We start from the raw sequence: 18,518 nt of genomic DNA, 5'->3' as shown, positions 1-18,518 counted from the left end.
CATACCATTTATAACAACCTATATTTTCCTATATTAGCCTCATACTTTCACAAGCAAAGGAGATTTCATGATGTTTAATGTTCTTGTTGTTGACGATGAGTCCGTTCAAAGAGAAGGCATTAAGGATTTGATCTCTCAGTACCGCTTTCCCTTTCAAGTACTGGAAGCCGAGAACGGAATGAGCGCGGAGCGGATTCTGGTTCAGAACGCGATTGATATCCTCATCACCGATGTCAGAATGCCTCTGATGGACGGACTTGCGCTAAGCAAACAAGCCCGAAAGATGCAGCAGGATCTAAAGATCGTCATTTGCAGCGGCTATGACGAATTTGAATATGCCCGCAGCGCCATCCGGCTGGGCGTGGTAAATTACTTGCTGAAGCCGCTGGTCAGGGAGGAGTTTCTGGAGGTGATGGAGGATATTACGCAGATCAGTCCTTATGGTGGGGATCTTGAGCAGGAGACGTTGGAATCCAAGGTCATCCTTCAGGTCAAGGATTATGTGAAGGATCATTACCAGCGGGATATTTCGTTGTCGGATGCAGCCCACGATGTATACCTGTCCCCGGGGTATTTGAGTATTTTGTTCAAGAAAGAGACCGGCGAGAACTTCTCGAAGTATTTAACCGATTACCGCTTGCGACGGGCAAGCCATCTGCTCCTGAACTCCAATATGAAGGTAAATGATATCGCCGGAGCGGTTGGCATCGATAACCATTCGTATTTTGCCAAGCTGTTCAAAAGCAAGTTCGGCGTCAGTCCCTTACAGTACAGAGAGTGCGGGGTGCTCCATGATCGGATGGATCAAGAACAAGTTCAATGATATCAGGTTCCGCAACAAGCTGCTGCTGTCCCATCTGGTGATTGCACTCATTCCCATTCTTCTGCTCGGGCTGCTTTCCTTCATTCAGTCCTACCGCATTCAGATGAAAGAACTGCGGAGCGAGGCTAAAGCCAGCCTGGAGCAGGTGGCTAACATTATGGATTACAAGATCAACCGGTACAATACGCTGAGCGAGTTCATGGTGCTAAATCGGGAGTTGTCGCAGATATTTATTAAGGATTACGAAGAGAACTATTTTAACATGTACCTGGATTTCCGTGACATTCTGGAGCCGTTAATCTCGAATATCCGGCTGATGGATGATGATATTGAGGCCATCACCTTTTATACATCCGGAGAGCTGCTGGGGATTCGCGATAATATTTTGCCGATCGGGGATCTCAAGAGCAAGTCTTGGTACGATGGATTTCGGGGCAGGCGCTGGATTGTGGACGGGCAGAAGCTTTATCTCGTTCAGGAACTGATCAGCAATCCGAAGGACAGCAATTTCATGGTGATTTCCATTCAGCATGACAGCATTTTTGCGGACCTGGACAAGCTGTCGGAGCATGTGGCGGTTCATATCGAGGATGCTGAGCATCGTGTGATATTCAAGGTGAGCAAGGAGGCGGATGCTTCAGCCGGTTTGGAGAGTGGAGAGCCGAGCGGTCTGATCCTAAGTCGGTCGCTTGCCAACAATGGGTGGACGATTCACTACAATCTGCTGAATACGAATGCGTATGCAAATGCGCTGGGTATTTTTCAAATTACGTTGTTTGTCATTATCCTCAGCTTGATCATTACTTTCCTGCTCATTTATGTGATCTCCAACAACTTTACGCGCCGAATTATCCATATCAAGAACAAGGTGGACAAGGTGGAACAGAACAATCTCGATGTGATCATCCAGAGCTCATCGAGGGACGAATTCGGCGAGCTGACCAATGGCATCGGCAAAATGCTGAAACGAATCAACAGCCTCATTTCCCAGGTGTATCAAGCCGAAATCGCCAAAAGGGAAAGCGAGTATAACAAGCTGGTCAATCAGATCAATCCGCACTTCTTGTACAATACGCTCTCCTTTATCCGTTGGAGGTCCGAGAAGAAGGCAGATATCGAAACGAGTTATATGGTATCGGCATTGGCCCGTTTCTATAGAACGACATTGAATCAGGGGAGGCAAATGGCCACGATCAATGATGAGATGCAGCATATCAAGGCCTACCTGGACTTGCAGCTCATCATGAACGATGGCCGGTTTGACGTGGATTACCATATTGACGAGGGAGTGTTACATACCGAGGTCATTCATTTTATTTTGCAGCCGATCGTGGAGAATGCCATCAAGCACGGATTCGTGGAGGCAGGTGCGGTCGATTGTCGAATTCACATTGGGGTCAGCCGGGTCGGAGAGGGCATTAGGTTCACCGTTAGCGATAACGGGGTGGGCATGACTCCAGTACAGGCGGCACGCTTGTTAACCGGGGAGAATGGCGGGTGCGGTGTTCGGAACGTGAATGACCGGATCAAGCTGTACTACGGTCTGGATTACGGACTCGATATTCATAGCGAGCCAGGCAGCGGAACGGAAGTATCGATGGTCATTCCTGCCTCATGAACAGAGTGGATGCTATTCCGGCCATAGCGTTGGTAATGAAAGCGGTGCTGCAGCGGCCGCTTTTTTTGTGTTTAGGTCGGAAAAGAAGGTCATGAACAAAGTGATACATATCCGAAAAATGTTGCATATACGCCAATTTTGAAACCGCATACAATTTGATTATCAACCAAAACGAGAAAAAGGGGATGACAGGATGAACAAACGCAGAAAGATGGCTTCTCTGCTGCTCAGCTGTATGATGCTGGCCGTATTCAGCGGCTGCGGCGGGGGCAAGAGTGATAACGCGCAGCCGGAAATTTTAGAGCAGGATTATGAGCCTTACGGAAAATATGAGACGCCGGTGGAATTTACGATCGGCCGGAATACCAATCATGTGAACAACCTGCCATCAGGCGATACGATTGAGGACAATTTGGCTACCCGTTACGTGGAGGACCGGGTGAATGTGAAAGCCAAGGTGACTTGGGAGACGGATGATATGGATCAGAAGCTCTCGCTATCGATGACAACGGGCGATCTGCCGGACGTTATGCTGGTCAGCCGCGATATTTTCAACCAACTGGTGGATAATGACCTGATTGCCGATATGACGGAGGTGTACGAGAAGACCGCATCCGACGGGGTCAAGAATATCTACGCTTCCTATGGCGACTTGCTGCTGAACCAAGTGAAGGTCGACGGTAAAATCATGGGCCTTCCGATGACGAATATCGGCAACCAGCACCAGCTGCTGTGGGTTCGGAAGGACTGGGTGGATAAAGTCGGCGCGAAGATGCCGGAATCCGTCGAGGATGTATGGAACCTCGCCAGAACATTCGTGGAAAAGGACGCCTCGGGAACAGGCAAGACGGTCGGAATGGTGATGGATTCCAATGCCATGAACTTTACGCCGGTATTCGCTGCGCATGGCGCCTTTCCGATGAACTGGATCGAGGAGGACGGCCAGGTTGTATATGGTTCGGTCCAGCCCGAGATGAAGCAAGCGCTGACGGAGCTGAGCGCCATGTACAAGGAAGGTTTGATTGATAAACAGTTCGCCGTCCGGTCGAATGAAGAGAAGGAAGCGCTTGTGATCAACGGTCAGGTAGGCATGCTGTTTAATCCATGGTGGATCGGCTACACCAACTACAAGGACTCGATCAAGCAAGATCCCGATGCTGTCTGGGTTGCCGTATCGGCACCGGTAGACGAGAATGGCAAATTCAAAACGATCCGTCAGGATCCGGTAGGCGGCGGTATCGTTGTTGTGAAGAAGGATTTTGCCCATCCTGAAGCGATCATGAAGTCGGTCAATCTGACAACAGATTTCCTGTACTCCTTAACGGATGATGCAATTAACTACAAGAAAGAGCATCCGGACGAGATGCTGACTGATGCCAGCCGTTGGAACAATGATCCGACGCAAATTCCGATGCAAGTGGATTATGACGACGTGTTGAAGCGTTATTACGACGATCTGATGAAGGCGGATCAATCCGGGGATGCTTCGGCCGTTCAGGAGGACAGGGTGGTATCCTTCAAGGCATATCAGGAGTTTAAGGAGAAAGGCAATACCGTCGATGTGAACACCTATGGCGAATACCTCTCCCGTATCGAGGGTCAACGCGAAGCGAACAATCCGAATCTGGAAGTGATTCCTGCAGGCTTCTACGGAACCACCGAGACGATGAAGCTGAAGTGGGCCAACCTCCAAAAGCTCGAAGAAGAGACGATATTGAAAATCATCATGGGCCAAGCCCCCGTTGATGAATTCGATAAGTTTGTGGACACCTGGAAGCGTACCGGCGGCGATGAGATTACGGAAGAGGTCAACCAGATGAGCAACAGATAAGGAAAGCAGGAGCCTTGGCGCGGAGGGCTATTGGTGGTCATCCGCGGGGCTTTTCATTCGATAAGGCCTGTCCTGACAGGGACATGATGGAGGTGGAGCGGACGATGGCGCAAGTGGAAACAACCGTCAATTCAGAGCGGGAAGTACGATACCGGAGGAAAAAGAAACGAAGAACCTTTGACGAAATGACCTATCATGCGATGCTGCTGCCCGGCATGGCCATGCTGTTCATTTTCTCGATTGTGCCGATCTCCGGGGTGGTTATGGCTTTTCAGAAGTTCATCCCAGCAAAAGGGATACTCGGCTCCGCATGGGCAGGACTCGACAATTTCACGTATATGTTTCAACTGCAGGATGCCAAACAGATTTTTGTGAATACGCTGGTCATCGCGGTCGGGAAGATTGTTCTCGGATTGATTGTACCGATCGTGTTCGCCCTGCTGCTTAATGAGGTGCGTCTGAAGCTCTTCAAAAGCACGATTCAAACCATCGTGTATTTGCCGCATTTTATGTCATGGGTGGTCTTGGGTACGATGCTGACCATGATCTTTTCCTTTGACGGCATGATTAACAATTTCCTTGAGTTTCTGGGGCTGGAGCGGATCATGTTTCTGGCAAGCAACGACTGGTTCAGGCCGCTGCTCATCGTGACGGATACCTGGAAGGAATTCGGATACGGGACGATTGTGTATTTGGCTGCGTTGACGGCGATTAACCCGGCTTTGTATGAATCGGCCGCAATGGACGGCGCAAGCCGCTGGAAGCAGACGCTGAATATCACGCTGCCGGGCATGTTTCCGACGATCATCCTGCTGGGCACGCTGAGTCTCGGCAATGTGCTGAATGCGGGATTTGACCAGGTGTTCAACCTGTATAATCCGCTGGTATATGAGACGGGTGATATTATCGATACGTTTGTGTACCGCATGGGTCTGATCAATATGCAGTATTCGTTCGCAACGGCGATCGGACTGATGAAATCGGTCATTAGCTTTATTCTGATCGTTATATCCTACAGGCTGGCCTCGAGGTATGCGGGGTACAGGATTTTCTAGGAGGGTTAGCATGATTCAATCCAAAACGCTGGGCTCAAGGCTATCCCGCCTGATGATTATGCTCGCGCTCGTTCTGATTACATTTGTGTCGCTGGCCCCCATCGTCAATACGATTATGGTGTCTGTCAGCAGCAGCACGGCTGTTAATGCTGGCAAGGTCTACTTTTTTCCGGTGGAGCTGAATTTCTCATCCTACGGGCAGATACTGAATGACACGAAGTTTTGGAAGGCGTTTCTAATATCCGTGGAACGGGTGCTGCTTGGGGGCGCGATCAACATGATATTGACCATCCTCATGGCCTATCCATTGTCGCGGAGCGTCACGCAGTTCCGATCGAGAAATAAATATATGTGGATTATCGTGTTTACGATGCTCTTCAGCGGCGGGATCGTTCCCTGGTATATGGTGATCAGCAAGCTGGGGTTGATCAACAGCATCTGGGCACTGGTTCTGCCGGGTGCGGTTCCTGTCTTCAACGTGATTCTCCTGATGAACTTCTTCAAGGGCATTCCGAAGGAGCTGGAGGAGGCCGCATTCATTGATGGTGCCGGTCCGTTGAAAATCCTGCTCAAGATCTTTATCCCGATTTCCATGCCCAGTCTGGCAACCTTTACCCTGTTTGTCATCGTCGGTCACTGGAACAACTTCTTTGACGGAATCATCCTGATCAATGACAGCGAAAAAATACCGCTTCAAACCTATCTGCAGCAGCTCAGTCTGACGCGCGACCAGATGCAGAATCTCTCGGTCGAACAGCTGCAGCAATTCAATAAAATTTCCAACACGACCCTGAACTCAGCCAAAATTCTGGTTTCCATGATTCCAATTCTGCTCATCTATCCGTTTCTGCAGCGTTACTTAATCCACGGAATCGTTCTGGGGGCCGTGAAGGAATAGAACAGCTCAGCCGGTCAGGCTTATTAGCGTGCTCTGCTTGAGCGGGTACATCCAGTACCGGCAAATGGAATAGGTAGTCGACAGAGAACAGCGCCTCCAGCATGAGTCTTTCCGGTGAAAGACTATCCTGCGGCGCTGTTTTGTCATGGTTGGGACTGTTCAGATTGTATTTAATTTGTAAACGGTATTCGTTCAACATGGACAATTTAAATATATCATGTTATATTGTTATATAAATTAGTAGGTTTTGGAGTACCGTTGGAGGGATATCAATTTGAAAGATGCAGCTTCCACGAAGCCGATGTATGAACAAATTTTTAATGAGATGAAGCGAAAGATCTCAACCCATATTTTTCGGATAGGCGATAAAGTCCCTTCGGAGAAGGAACTCGCGGATGAATACGGAGTTAGTCGAATCACAAGCAAAAAAGCATTGGATCTGCTGGCGGCCGAAGGCGTGATTGTACGCAAGCCGGGCAAGGGATCGTTCGTAGCTGATCCGGATGAGCCTGTGGTACACAGGGAACTTCTCTCCTCAGAGAGCACAGATGCTGCAGCGGCCAGTCGGGAGAAGATGATCGGCCTCGTCATTACAGACTTTTCTTCAAGCTATGGAACGCGTCTTATCTACAGCATGGAGCAGTACTCCAGGGACAATGACTGTTTTCTGGTACTGCGCAGAACATTTGGAGACCAGGATAATGAGGAATTATCCATTCAGAAGCTGCGTAATCTTGGCGTGAACGGACTCATCGTATTTCCCGCCCAGGGGGAATATTTCAATGCCGAAATATTGAAGATGGTTATTGCCCGTTTCCCGCTTGTTCTGATTGATCGCAAGCTGAAGGGAGTCGCAGCGGCTTCCATCAGTACAGATAATCTTGGGGCAGCCGTGCAGGCGGTGGAGTATTTATTCGATTTGGGTCACCGTCATATTTCTCTGCTGTCTCCTCCACCGAGAGATACGACAGCGGTTGAAGAACGGATTGAAGGGTTCGTGCAGGCTCATGCCGCCCGGGGCATCGCGTTTGATAAGGAAATCTGGATTAGCGACGTGACGGCCACTTTGCCCAATGCCTTCCACGAGAGCAATATTGAACGCGAAATCCAGCGGATCGTGCAGCATTTGCAGGATCACCCGTCGATTACTGCCTTTTTTGCGATCGAATATAACATTGCTTTGCTAGCCAAGGTTGCGGCAGAGCGCCTCGGTCTGCGGGTGCCGGAGGACGTATCCATCATATGCTTCGACAGTCCGCAGCTAAATATCGGCGAGGGTTATTTGTTTACCCATATGCGGCAGAACGAGGAAGAGATGGGCAGGCTGGCGATCGAGACGGTATTGGGCATCATGAATCACGATGATGTAGCCGTTGAGAAGCGATTGCCGGCAGAATTGGTGGCTGGAGCATCTACCGGGCCTGTAAAGAAATAACCAGCAAACTTTGTCTAAACTTCTGTGCGGTGACGCGCAGCCACATATGCATGTATAGCACGATATAACGTAATCCACCTGATACCGCTATATCGCGGAATTGAATTTTGATTTCGAAGATGGTGCGTAGCCGAACACGGAATCGAACCGGATTTAGTAATAAAAGTATTCTTATGCTTATTCCACTATAGAAGAACAAATACAAACCATGCGCTCAATGAATAGGTGAGTGCATGGTTTGTTTGATCTTCTGAATGAATGGATTAGACATGATGTGGAGACTGCAGGAATCCGATATAACATTTATAATTATTTTATATATTGACATATTAACTAGAGGGTTAAAAGGAATTAAACGACTGTAGGTTATACTATCCACTTAATTGCGCGTAAACTATTTTGTTTTGCAGAACTATCCATATAAATCTCAAGCGTTCGTCTAAATCATATGTCATTATTTCTCGGGAAATAGCAGCTGTTAGCGAAATAACCGAAATAAATCGTAGCTCCGTTAAATAATTCCACCAAATGGGACTGTTGGATCGACATTCTAGGGGGACACCCATGAACCCTGATCGCTTCACATTTCTTTTAGGAACTCATTCTTATAGAGGTTGTTCAAAAAGTCCGCTTTTGATCACGAAGCGAATCAGGAAGCAGCTCGGCATCGAATCTTGAATTCAGCCGGGCCTAAGTAGAAGCTTCCGAAGCATGTTTCCTGCGGAAACATTTCAGGTGCTCACGTACCCAAAACGTACGCTCCGCTCCTGACGTCCTAGCTTCATCCAACTGAAGCGTTTTGAAAAAACGCACATCGGAAGCATAAGCTTCGGTGCTGAAAATCTACCTTTTTGAACACGCACTTATAGCACCATTGGTACTTCCATTTCTAGTCTTCTACTTCAATATCGCTCAAATGTATAGCTCGTGTATGCTTTGTAGGATTCCAATTTACGTTCTTCATTGTAATGAGTGACCAAAGGAACAGTGGTACGTAAGTTAGATTGAAGAAGTACAGGTACACATAGTTCCGGAAGATGCTTACTTTGTTTTTCGAATCAAGAAACTGTGCGTACCCTACGTAAATGAATTGGAATAACAAGCATATCATCCAAACTTGCCAAGGAGTCAAATGATGAGCCTCTAATAAGTCAGTAGCAATGGACATGAAAATAAGGAGACCTGTTGCAGCACTTAAAACAATCTTGCCAGGATTAATAAGGTACATAAAACCATCAAAAGCTTTGAGGTCTAGCTTGCTAATGAATCTCCAAATTAATCGGTGAGCGTATTTAAAGCAAACATCCCAATGCCCTCTTGCCCATCGGAGACGTTGAATGCAGGAAGACTTGAAACTTTCCGGCTTCTCATCGTACACGCGCGCAAAATGACACCATTTAGCGGGTACCCCTTCAAGCAAACACTGCATCGTGAACTCAAGGTCTTCTGTTAAGGAACGAGCAGTCCAACCGATGGTTTTGAACAGAGTCGTGTCTACGCAGAACCCAGTTCCACCGATCGCGTTACCTAAGCCTAATCTGGACTTAGCCAGCTGCCAAGAGCGGTTCATGAAAATGTAGCTTACGGAGTAACCTATTGTCACCCAGTTGTCATTGGGATTCTTAGAATCCAGGTAACATTGTATTAATTGATCCCCGTTCAACAAGTGGTTATTCATTTCCCTTAAATAGTTCAACGAGACCAAGTTGTCGGCATCGAAGAAGGCGATACCGTCAAAATCATCGATTAACCTATCTCCATACTGCTCAATGGCGTATTTGATTCCATAAGGCTTCCCCTTTTGTTCACCTGGCAGGTAGGTATGATCAATAACGATAGCACCAAGTTTTCTAGCGATTTCACTTGTATTATCCTTACATCCATCAGCAATAACGCACACTTCATAGAGCTCCCTCGGGTAGTCCATTTTATGAAGGTTCTCGACAAGGTGTCCGATAACCGCTTCTTCGTTGTGCGCAGGAATCATGAGAAGAAATCTTTTCAAAGGTTTATATTCCTTGAGTCTCTTTGGTTTTCCAAAACCAAAGAGACTGATGAGCATCCAATATGCCCAGAAAAACAGTAGGAGGCATTGAATGAAGGTTAATCCAACACCAAATACATACTCAAAACTCATTACTTGCTCAACCCTTTTAACTGAAATTTTTCTAGATGGTGATGCGGGAGCACAATTAAATCCGGATAAAAAAGGCAACCCCATTCGCCCTGTGTGACGATGAGATTGCCTTGGCTACAATTAATCGAACTTGATCACACCCGTGGTATGAAGCAGCACCAAAAATACGAGTACTGGCGCGATATAACGGATCATGAATAGCCATACCCGGAACCAGCCGGCTTTCAGGCCAGCGGCATCTGCCGCCTTCTTCCAGAAGTATCCTGCAAAGAGAGTGGTGATCAGACCCCCGACCGGAAGCAGAATATTGGATGTGATGAAATCCAGCCAATCGAAGAAGTTTTTGCCGCCGATATCGGAAAGCCCAGGTACGATGCCGAATGACAACGCGGAGGGTAGACCGATCAGCATAACCAGTACGCTAATGGCGATTACGGCTTTAGTCCGTCCCCAATGCCAGCGGTCCATGACATACGAGGTTGGGACCTCCAGCAATGAGACGGAAGATGTTAATGCGGCGATGGCTAGAAGAATAAAGAACAATCCCCCGAAAAAAGAACCCAGCGGCATGGCCGAGAAGGCAGCTGGCAAGGCAATGAAAACAAGAGAAGGTCCGGCATTCGGTTCAATACCGAAAGAAGCGGTTGTCGGGAATATAATGAGCCCGGCAATAAACGCATAAATCAGGTCACCCGCGCCGATGGCAAGGGTTGCTGGACCTAGCGATTGTCGCTTATCCACATAAGCGCCGTAGGTCAACAGAATCCCCATCCCCAGCGAGAGGGAGAAGAAGGCATGCCCCAGCGCGACCAGCGCTGCTTCCGGGCTCAGCTTCGAGAAGTCAGGATTCAAGAAGAAGGAAACGCCCGCGCCAGCTCCTGGCAAGGTTACCGCACGGATCATTAGTACGATCAACAGAATGATTAGGCCCGGAATCAGAACCTTGTTGAATTTCTCGATCCCTCCGGAAATTCCTTTGGCTACAACCCATCCGGTAATAATAATAGCGGCGAATTGCCATATAATCGGCATGTAGCCTTCCGTAAACGTAGTAAATTGACCACCGAAATCGGTATTGTTGTACAGATTTCCGCTAAACGACATGACCGCATAATGTAGCGTCCAGCCTGCCACAATAACATAGAAGGTCAGAATGAGAAACGGTGCAATGACCTGGAGCAATCCAAGATGACCGAAGACTTTCGGTCCGCCCGCTTTAACGAAGGAAGTTGCAGCACTCCCGCGGCCAGCTCGTCCGATGGCAAGCTCGGCCAACAGGACGGGCAGACCGATCACGATGAGACAGATAATAAAGAGCAGGAAGAAAGCTGCGCCGCCGTGTTCTCCCGTAATGTAAGGAAACTTCCACATGTTTCCGAGGCCGACAGAACTCCCGATCGCGGCCAGAATAAATCCAGCAGAGGAAAAACGATCATTTTTCCCCGTTGAAGCTGGGTTGTTGAGCTGAGATTTCATAGATGTTCCCCCAGTTGATTAAAGTTAAGTTCCTCTATTATATTTCAAGTTCTGCCAGAAAGGCATAAGTAATTTTTCCTAAGGGATGAGGACCTGCTTTTTTTATTATGCTGCGAACACAAAGGTTTCAATACTAACAATAACCACGATTTGTAAATAAATAAACCTTAAACACCAAGTTTAAGGAAATGAAGAGGCTTTGGGTAGGGAAAAAATCACAAATTCAACCCTTCCGGAAGCGAAAGTTGGCGGGGTTGACAAATATCTTATGTTGTTATATCTTTATATTAAGATAAATGAAAATCAAATGGAAAAGAGGGATATCATGATCAAAAGCTTAACCCGGATTAATGAATTGGCTAAAAAACAGCGGGAGGGTGTACTTACTGCCGCGGAAAAAGCCGAGCAGCAAGTTTTGCGCACGGACTATCTGCGTGAAATTCGCGGACAGGTGCTAAGCACCTTTTCGGGATTAAGCATCGTGGATCCCAACGGAAATGACGTGACACCTGAAAAACTTCGTCATGAGCAGAAGAAGCTGAGAGAATAGTAAATTGCCGTGACTGTGTAACGACTACACAGTATGGTGAGCATAATAATACAAAGAAGGGATCGCCACGTCATGGTGATCCCTTCTTTGTATTAAACACAGTTGCCTGAGGGTGACTCTATCCAAACCGCTCCGTCTTGTACCACTTGGATTCCCTGCCCGTGATTTTATCCACGATCAAGGAGTAGAAGGCTTTAATGGATATGACGAGGAACAGCTGGGCGTAGGTGAAGTACGACACGCAGGAGAGAATGAAGTTGCGCGTGTTGCTCTGGCCAATGTCCGTTGCGAGCGCCAGGTTAATCTGCAGGACGTAAATGTAATACATTAAGGCCCAAGCAATGATGAGATACATATATACATCGCCCTCAAACCGGAAAGGTGAGACGACGGCAGGATTAAACAGCGCGATGATCTGATACACGATGTTGGCGACAAAAATGATATCCGAGATGATGATGGCAATCATAAACCAGAAGTAACTGGCCGCGTAATACAGCACATGCAGCTTAATCCGCCAGCTGGTCCGGTCAAACAGATGATGAATATTGTCCGTGACAACGCTGTAGTTGCCTTTGGCCCAGCGTTCGCGCTGCTTCATGTACACCTTCAGATCCTCGGGCTCCTGCTGATAAGCTTCAGCTTGGGGAGCCAGCGCAATCAACTGCCCTCTCGTCAGGATCTCGAATGAAATTGCGGTATCTTCGGTGATGGCATGCTCATCCCATCCGCCGATGTCCTGAATGAGCGCGGTTTTCACGATAAAGTTCGTGCCCGGAATGGTCCCCAGTTTAAACAGCTGCCATAACCCGGTATGATGCACGCGCTGAATGGTCACCAGCTCCAGATTGATGCAGCGGGACAGGAAATTCTGTCCACGGTTTCGGGCCTTGTTGCGTCCGAAAACAGCCCCGTAGCGTTCAGGCTGCTCCATCGCCTTCTGCGTCAGGAATAACAGCGCGTTTTTTTCAGGTGCGGCATCCGCGTCATAGACACAGATCCATTCACCAGTTGCCTGCTTAAGCGCGTCGTTCAGGGCGCCTGATTTGCCCCCAGTTCCGGTTCTCTCCAGTATAAGAAAGTCGCGGTCCAGGTAACGTTCATTGGCTTTCAGCGCCCTTAAGCGTTCGGCCGTATGATCCTTGCAATTGTCAGCGATGACAATCACCTGCATCTTGTGATGCGGGTAATTCATCTGCAGAATATGCTCTACCGTTGCCTGGATGACCAATTCCTCGTTATGCGCGGGCACCATGACCGTCACGGTGGGGAAATCCTCCAGATTGCTCGGATTCACCAGCTTCTGCCGGTTTTGTTTATGAATGAACACGATGGCCCCGGCCATAATAATGATCGATTCCAGCACGGCAATCCATATACTGATAATAGAGATGACCAGGAAAAAGTCAGTCACTGAACCTCCCCCGATCGTATTTTCGTTTGACTTTCGAACGGAAGCTTAAGGTGGCAATCGTCAGAATAACGATGGCTATGGAGAACACGATGCTGACCCCGATGCACAGAGGGATAAACCAGTTGGTATACGACATCGGCTGCAAGCCTCCTTTTGATTGATGATGATAACTTAACTTGATTAAATATATTCCCCGATGAGGTCGGTTTCGGTATTCCGTTCTAATGCAGAGATGACGTCATCGATATTTTCATATCGGCTAAATTGCTCCTTCTGAAATACGAGGCCGCCGGCGCGGACCACAAGCTTGAGGGACATGCCTTTCTTGTCACGGAAGGGGACGTTCATCATGGCGACTTTGATGCGCTCCATAAGGCTTTTGAGATATTCCGGCTTGGTGAGCGGGCACAGAATGATAAAGCGTCCTTCTCCAATGGAGAATTTATAGTCCTCATAACGAATCTGCTGCTGAATCGTGCTTGACAGTTCCATAATCAGCTTGGCAAAGCGGTGGGCTCCGACGTTTTCCCTGGTCAGGGGGAGGAAGTCGAGCTTAAACATCATGATGCAGAAGCTGTACTGATCCGAATATCGATTGGCCAGATTGGCTTGTTTCACCAGCGTATCTTCGAAAGCATCCTTGCTGCCAAGAGAGGTGTCGATGTCGATATCCGGGTTGGTTTTCCTCAATTGCTCGAGACGCCTTATGAACCTTCGGCTTCGTACCAGAGCCAGCTTGATGAAGACAGCAATGGTGGTATTGGCGGGCAGCAGCAGAATCCAGGAGAGTGTGAGTGCATTGACCGGGGCCAGAGTGGACAACCATACGAAATAAGTGACCAAATACACAAACACCGTAACCGTCGAAACGCCTACCGGAAGAAAGAAGCCGATCAATAAGGCGCCCAGTGTACCGACGCTGAACAGGAATTCCGTAAAAGTAAAACTTTGGTTTACATAGATGTTCCAGAATATGAACAACTGCTGGACCATGGCGAGAGCAATCAGCAGAAAATAACCGAGTTCGACGCGACGTAAAGGGGTGGACTTTTTCATGTTTTACCTACTTTCTAATCTCTTAAACCTTTTATCGCAGTAGTTAGGCCATTCCATATGTTATTTAAAAATTACCCAAATGTCGATAGATTTATCGAACGTTGACATAATCTACACATTGGATAACGAATTTAATGTCCACTGACCTGGAATTCTCCTTTCAACTGACCCTTACGGAAATCTTGGCATATGGGGTAGAGTAGAGAATAACGTCTTCATGATGTCACAGGTGGTATATCCCGTTTGTCTTATAAGTGGTGTAGCTTTCATGCTAGAGAATATACAGAATAAGAAGGTGTGCCTGATGTTATTGGATCAAATCTATACCGAATACAAGCCGATGATGTTCGGCCTGGCCTATCGGATGCTGGGGAGTGTGGCGGACGCGGAGGACATTGTGCAGGATGTTTTTTCCCAATTCGTGCAGATGGATCGGGGAGAAGTACTGAACGAGAAGGCATATTTGGCCAAAATGACAACGAATCGCTGCATCAACCTGTTGAAATCGTCCAGACGCCAGCGCGAAACGTATACCGGTCCCTGGCTCCCGGAGCCGATACCGGACTATGACATGCTGACGCGGTCCGATCCTGCGGAGCGCCGTGAAACGATAGGTTATGCCTACCTGGTGCTGCTTCAACGGTTAACGCCACTGGAACGTGCCATTTATATCGCCAAGGATACGCTGGGTCTTGAATATCAGGTCATAGCGGAGATGCTTGGAAAGACGGAGATCAGCTGCCGCAAGACCTTCAGTCGTGCCAAGCGGAAAATGGATCATCATTCGGAGAGGTCAATAGGAGAAGGGACCCGGACAGAAACACAGGAACGCTTCGTTGAAGCATTCCTGCGGGCGTCCGATATGGGGAATTTCAAGCCGCTGCTGTCATTTCTGAAGGAAGAGGTTACGCTGCTATCGGATGGGGGCGGCAAAGCGAGGGCAGCCATCAATCCGATACTGGGCGTGGAACGGGTACGTGCTTTCTTTGAGGGGTTATCTGCCAAAGGCTCGTTTCGGGAAGGCTTTGAGCCTGTCTCCGTAAACGGAGAACCCGGCTTATTGCTAAAGCGGGACGGCCGGGTCTCCATGGTGCTGACGGTAGAGTGGGAACCCGACTTATCCCGCATCCGTCAGATTTTTCTTGTGGTGAATCCGGATAAATTGCAGCTGTTTAATCAAAACAGCCCGGGAACAGACCTGTAGCGACACCGATCCGGTTCCAGGCATTAATCGTTGTGATCGCCATGACCAGGTCGACGAATTGCTTCTCGTCAAAATGCTTGCGCACGCGTTCGTATACCTCGGCCGGAACGCCAGCCTCGGACAGCTTGGTCACGCACTCCGTCAATTCGATGACGGCCCGTTCCTCGTCCGAATATATTGGGACTTCCCGCCACATCGGCAGAAGGAGGAGGCGGTCCATGCTTTCGCCCATGGAGAGCAGATCCTTGGAATGCATATCCACGCAGAAGGAGCAGCCGTTGATCTGGGATGCCCGGAGCTTAATGATCTCGTACAGCTTGTGATCGAGGCTGCTTTTTTGGGCCGCTTGCTCCAGGGCAAGCAGGGTTTTGAAGGCTTCGGGATTGGCCGATCGGTAATTCATTCGCAGTTCCATATTCAGTTCCCCTTTTTGGTATGATTTTTGATGTTCACCCATATGACAGTTGGCCGTGCAGAATTGTGACATGTCCAACGGAAAAAAGAAAGAAACCCTTCAAAGGTGGAGAACGAAAGACCGAAAAAGATGGGCGCTTCTTGGCAGAAGCGCCGTTCCGGGCAGCATTCATGTTTATCCAGAGGGTTTCTTTGTCATTTATAACGTTTTATATGTTATTTTCCGGCCTTAAGCTGGACGCGCAGGACATCGTCTCGCTTATGAGTGGCATACTTCGAAATATACACCTCAAGCTCGGTCTTGTCGAAATTCTCATACACGTCCATATGTTTATTGTTGTCATCGCCGAACAGGCTAGTCATGGCTGGCATTCCATAGTTCCGGTCGTTGCCGTCAAGATAATAGGTTTGGTTAACGCCTCCGAACGCCGGATCTGCGCTGGAGGATTCCACATAGAGGTTATTCTCCTTCATGTAATAGATCCATGTGATCGGATAACCCGCAATGCTGGTCGTTATGGTCTGATGCTTAGCCGAAATATCGGTCAAGCGGATCGGACTCTTGTCTCCATCATATGCATCGACGCGGTGCTTGGCGATCAGGGACACAGGCTGGTTCGCCAGGGAGGCCGCATTCAGTCCGGTCATTTCAAATCGCAGCTCCGTTTTATTGTGTTGTCCCTGAACAGACCATATATTTCCGTTCAATAGCGTTCCGCCTATATCCAGTTGGTATTCCATGTAAGGAACCTGCGTGTATTTTTCTTCATGGGTCAGGATCAGCCGGACTTGGGTTGGCGTAACGATCATTTCATGGATCTTCGTTCCGCCAGGCAGCTGATCAACAGGGATGTTCAGCGTTTCCTTAAACGTTCCATTATCCATTTGTTTCTTGGACAGGGCCATATCTAAGCTCCAAGTACCCTCTGCGGTTTCAAGCGTGCGATCATAAGCAAGCCGGAAAGCAGTTCCTTCTGCAAGCAAATGGTCGGACTCGAATATTTGCTGATTTACAAATTCTCCAGTTGCACTCGGGGTTCCATTAAAGGAAGGCTCGGTTTCCTTGATAATCTCACTCTTGTCATTGATGGCCTCTACTCGCACCCAGCCTCTACTGCTCATCTCGGGATCCGTATACGTAATGGCCGTTCGAAGCAGGACATTTCCATCGGTTTGATCGAATGACTGCAGGCTCACGCTGTCAATGCCATCTTTCTGGATAGGGAATACCTGTGTATTGGAGTTACTAGGGTCGTAGTTGATGGACTGTTTTCCATCGCCGGTAAAATGGATATTCTCCATGGCAAACTCAATATCCGCCATCTGGCCGTCAGCGACCCAATCGGTCTCAAAATAACCTTGGAATACGCCTAGCTCCTCATTCCATTGATGGGAGTAACGGCCCTCGATGGATTGGCCCTCCTTATCTTTAAGCCCAATATGATCAAAGGCTAATTGCTCACCAGCCCGTGAGCCGGGATTCAAACTATAGAGCAGGAATGTCCGGTTCTCATCGATAAACGCCGTGTGCACCGTTAAGGTGATGCCATCCTTTGTAACCGATTGCTCAATCGTCTGGCCAAGCCCCTGCTCTAGTGCGGTCTGGATACCGGCCCTGTAAGATAGAAGATTGGACCAATCATAGTTCAGGGCTGCATAGACTGGTGTAGCCATCAAGGCGACGGATAGCCCCGTGATGATTGCAATACGTTTTCGTTTTCGCGGACGAAGTGGAACCGATTCACCCCCGGCCACCTTCAATTCGTTCTGCTGGACGCTGCTCCACATCCGATCAAAATCCGGATAAGACACGTTATTCGCCTCTTTCATCTGGTTTTTCAGATTGTTCTCAAAACGATCCAAATTGGTTCTCTCCCTTCAGCCAAAAGCCGTTATGGTGTTCAAGCTTTTTGCGCATGATTTTCAATGCTTTGTGAAGCCTTGATTTAACCGTCCCGACTGGAATCTTCAACGTTTCAGCGATTTCTGCCATCGACAGCTCACCGATATAGCGGAGCGTGACAACGGCCATTAGCTTATCCGGAAGCTGCCGCAGCAATTTCTCCCATTCCGCCGCCGCTGCTTTTTCCAATACGATGGTGTCTACGGATTTAACCGATGCCGTGGTCTGCTCGTGGAGCCACTCGACCTGGCTTTGCTTGTCCCGCTGGGTCTGATTCCTTCTAAGCAGGTTCAAGCAATGGTTCATCGCGATGCGCATAATCCAGGCGCGTGTATGCTCAACACTTCTCCAATCCTGACGAAATACGGTGACAAAAACGTCGTGGCAGAGATCTTCCGCATCTTGCGCGTTACGCAGCATGTAGTAACAGGTGCGGTATACATCCTTGTTATAAGAATCGAACAACTCGCGTTCCGTCAATCCAAGGCACTCCTTTCTTCGCGTTATGTTTAATAAACAAATGACCCCTAGAAAGGGTTCATCTTTTTTTTGGCTACCGTAATGCAGCGAAGGTTTGAGTCCGTCTCCGTAACTGTTAATTGATTTCATTCTAACAAAAAAGAACATCTGCCCCACGATATAAAAAGAAGGACAGATGTTCTATGGATATCTGTAAGTTTAGAAGCCGCCGACAGGCTCGTTAG

16 protein-coding genes are annotated in these 18,518 nt (G+C 48.3%); 8 read left to right on the top strand and 8 right to left on the bottom strand.

All coding sequences use genetic code 11. From position 1 onward, the window contains the following. The first annotated feature begins 70 nt into the window (after positions 1-70). The 6 genes from ACOZB4_RS21900 (at position 71) to ACOZB4_RS21875 (ending at position 7,660) form a co-directional block, all read left to right on the top strand. Positions 71-823 (top strand): response regulator transcription factor, encoded by a 753-nt coding sequence (locus ACOZB4_RS21900; RefSeq protein WP_422759643.1) that lies wholly within the window; start codon positions 71-73, stop codon positions 821-823. Further along, positions 792-2,441: a sensor histidine kinase gene (locus ACOZB4_RS21895; RefSeq protein ID WP_379408489.1), complete on the top strand. Its 1,650-nt coding sequence runs from the start codon at positions 792-794 to the stop codon at positions 2,439-2,441. The genes ACOZB4_RS21900 and ACOZB4_RS21895 overlap by 32 nt, the downstream gene beginning before the upstream one ends. A gap of 193 nt (positions 2,442-2,634) precedes the next feature. Next, positions 2,635-4,272, top strand: coding sequence for an ABC transporter substrate-binding protein (locus ACOZB4_RS21890; RefSeq protein ID WP_379408491.1), 1,638 nt, complete (start codon positions 2,635-2,637; stop codon positions 4,270-4,272). A 104-nt stretch (positions 4,273-4,376) separates the two neighbouring features. Next, positions 4,377-5,327, top strand: a complete 951-nt coding sequence (locus ACOZB4_RS21885; protein WP_379408494.1) for an ABC transporter permease — start codon at positions 4,377-4,379, stop codon at positions 5,325-5,327. Positions 5,328-5,337: 10 nt separating this feature from the next. Beyond that, entirely contained in the window at positions 5,338-6,225 is an 888-nt protein-coding gene (locus tag ACOZB4_RS21880) for a carbohydrate ABC transporter permease (RefSeq protein WP_379408499.1), read from the top strand. A gap of 274 nt (positions 6,226-6,499) precedes the next feature. Further along, positions 6,500-7,660: a GntR family transcriptional regulator gene (locus ACOZB4_RS21875; protein ID WP_379408501.1), complete on the top strand. Its 1,161-nt coding sequence runs from the start codon at positions 6,500-6,502 to the stop codon at positions 7,658-7,660. A gap of 889 nt (positions 7,661-8,549) precedes the next feature. Here the strand turns inward: ACOZB4_RS21875 and ACOZB4_RS21870 are convergent. Together ACOZB4_RS21870 and ACOZB4_RS21865 are read right to left on the bottom strand one after the other, a co-directional pair. After that, on the bottom strand, positions 8,550-9,881 hold the full coding sequence (locus ACOZB4_RS21870) for a glycosyltransferase family 2 protein (RefSeq protein WP_379408505.1): 1,332 nt from the start codon (positions 9,879-9,881) through the stop codon (positions 8,550-8,552). 36 nt (positions 9,882-9,917) lie between these two features. Continuing rightward, positions 9,918-11,273: a sodium-dependent transporter gene (locus ACOZB4_RS21865; protein WP_379408508.1), complete on the bottom strand. Its 1,356-nt coding sequence runs from the start codon at positions 11,271-11,273 to the stop codon at positions 9,918-9,920. A gap of 325 nt (positions 11,274-11,598) precedes the next feature. Here ACOZB4_RS21865 and ACOZB4_RS21860 point away from each other — a divergent pair, with 325 nt between their 5' ends. Beyond that, on the top strand, positions 11,599-11,823 hold the full coding sequence (locus ACOZB4_RS21860; RefSeq protein ID WP_339269695.1) for a DUF896 domain-containing protein: 225 nt from the start codon (positions 11,599-11,601) through the stop codon (positions 11,821-11,823). A 118-nt stretch (positions 11,824-11,941) separates the two neighbouring features. Here ACOZB4_RS21860 and ACOZB4_RS21855 read toward each other — a convergent pair whose 3' ends face one another. Genes ACOZB4_RS21855 through ACOZB4_RS21845 form a run of 3 tightly spaced genes read right to left on the bottom strand, consistent with a single transcriptional unit; the run spans position 11,942 to position 14,293 of the window. Further along, entirely contained in the window at positions 11,942-13,237 is a 1,296-nt protein-coding gene (locus tag ACOZB4_RS21855) for a glycosyltransferase family 2 protein (RefSeq protein ID WP_379408512.1), read from the bottom strand. Further along, positions 13,230-13,373: a hypothetical protein gene (locus tag ACOZB4_RS21850; RefSeq protein ID WP_379408515.1), complete on the bottom strand. Its 144-nt coding sequence runs from the start codon at positions 13,371-13,373 to the stop codon at positions 13,230-13,232. Before ACOZB4_RS21850 ends, ACOZB4_RS21855 begins: the two co-directional genes overlap by 8 nt. A 44-nt stretch (positions 13,374-13,417) precedes the next feature. Beyond that, the gene (locus ACOZB4_RS21845; RefSeq protein WP_076322482.1) at positions 13,418-14,293 is read right to left on the bottom strand and encodes a GGDEF domain-containing protein; all 876 of its coding nucleotides are present in this window, start codon (positions 14,291-14,293) and stop codon (positions 13,418-13,420) included. A 304-nt stretch (positions 14,294-14,597) separates the two neighbouring features. Between ACOZB4_RS21845 and ACOZB4_RS21840 the strand changes: the two genes are divergently transcribed. Next, positions 14,598-15,497, top strand: coding sequence for a sigma-70 family RNA polymerase sigma factor (locus ACOZB4_RS21840; RefSeq protein WP_379408519.1), 900 nt, complete (start codon positions 14,598-14,600; stop codon positions 15,495-15,497). On the opposite strand, the gene ACOZB4_RS21835 is transcribed toward ACOZB4_RS21840, so the two are convergent. The 3 genes from ACOZB4_RS21835 to ACOZB4_RS21825 all read right to left on the bottom strand — a co-directional run bounded on the left by ACOZB4_RS21835 (position 15,466) and on the right by ACOZB4_RS21825 (position 18,294). Further along, positions 15,466-15,912 carry a carboxymuconolactone decarboxylase family protein gene (locus ACOZB4_RS21835; protein WP_379408523.1) on the bottom strand — a complete coding sequence of 149 codons (447 nt, stop codon included), beginning with the start codon at positions 15,910-15,912 and terminating at the stop codon, positions 15,466-15,468. The two genes, ACOZB4_RS21840 and ACOZB4_RS21835, sit on opposite strands and share 32 nt — an antisense overlap. A 215-nt stretch (positions 15,913-16,127) precedes the next feature. Then, a complete protein-coding gene (locus ACOZB4_RS21830; protein ID WP_379408527.1) occupies positions 16,128-17,774 on the bottom strand; it encodes a DUF4179 domain-containing protein in 1,647 nt (548 codons plus the stop codon). Next, positions 17,761-18,294, bottom strand: a complete 534-nt coding sequence (locus ACOZB4_RS21825; protein ID WP_098741543.1) for an RNA polymerase sigma factor — start codon at positions 18,292-18,294, stop codon at positions 17,761-17,763. Before ACOZB4_RS21825 ends, ACOZB4_RS21830 begins: the two co-directional genes overlap by 14 nt. Positions 18,295-18,518 lie beyond the last annotated feature (224 nt).

It is taken from the genome of Paenibacillus sp. NPDC058898 (genome assembly GCF_049316025.1).
Taxonomy (GTDB): Bacteria; Bacillota; Bacilli; order Paenibacillales; family Paenibacillaceae; genus Paenibacillus_AQ.
The sequence above is the reverse complement of the archived record's forward strand: the minus strand, read 5'-3'. Positions and strand labels throughout refer to the sequence as shown.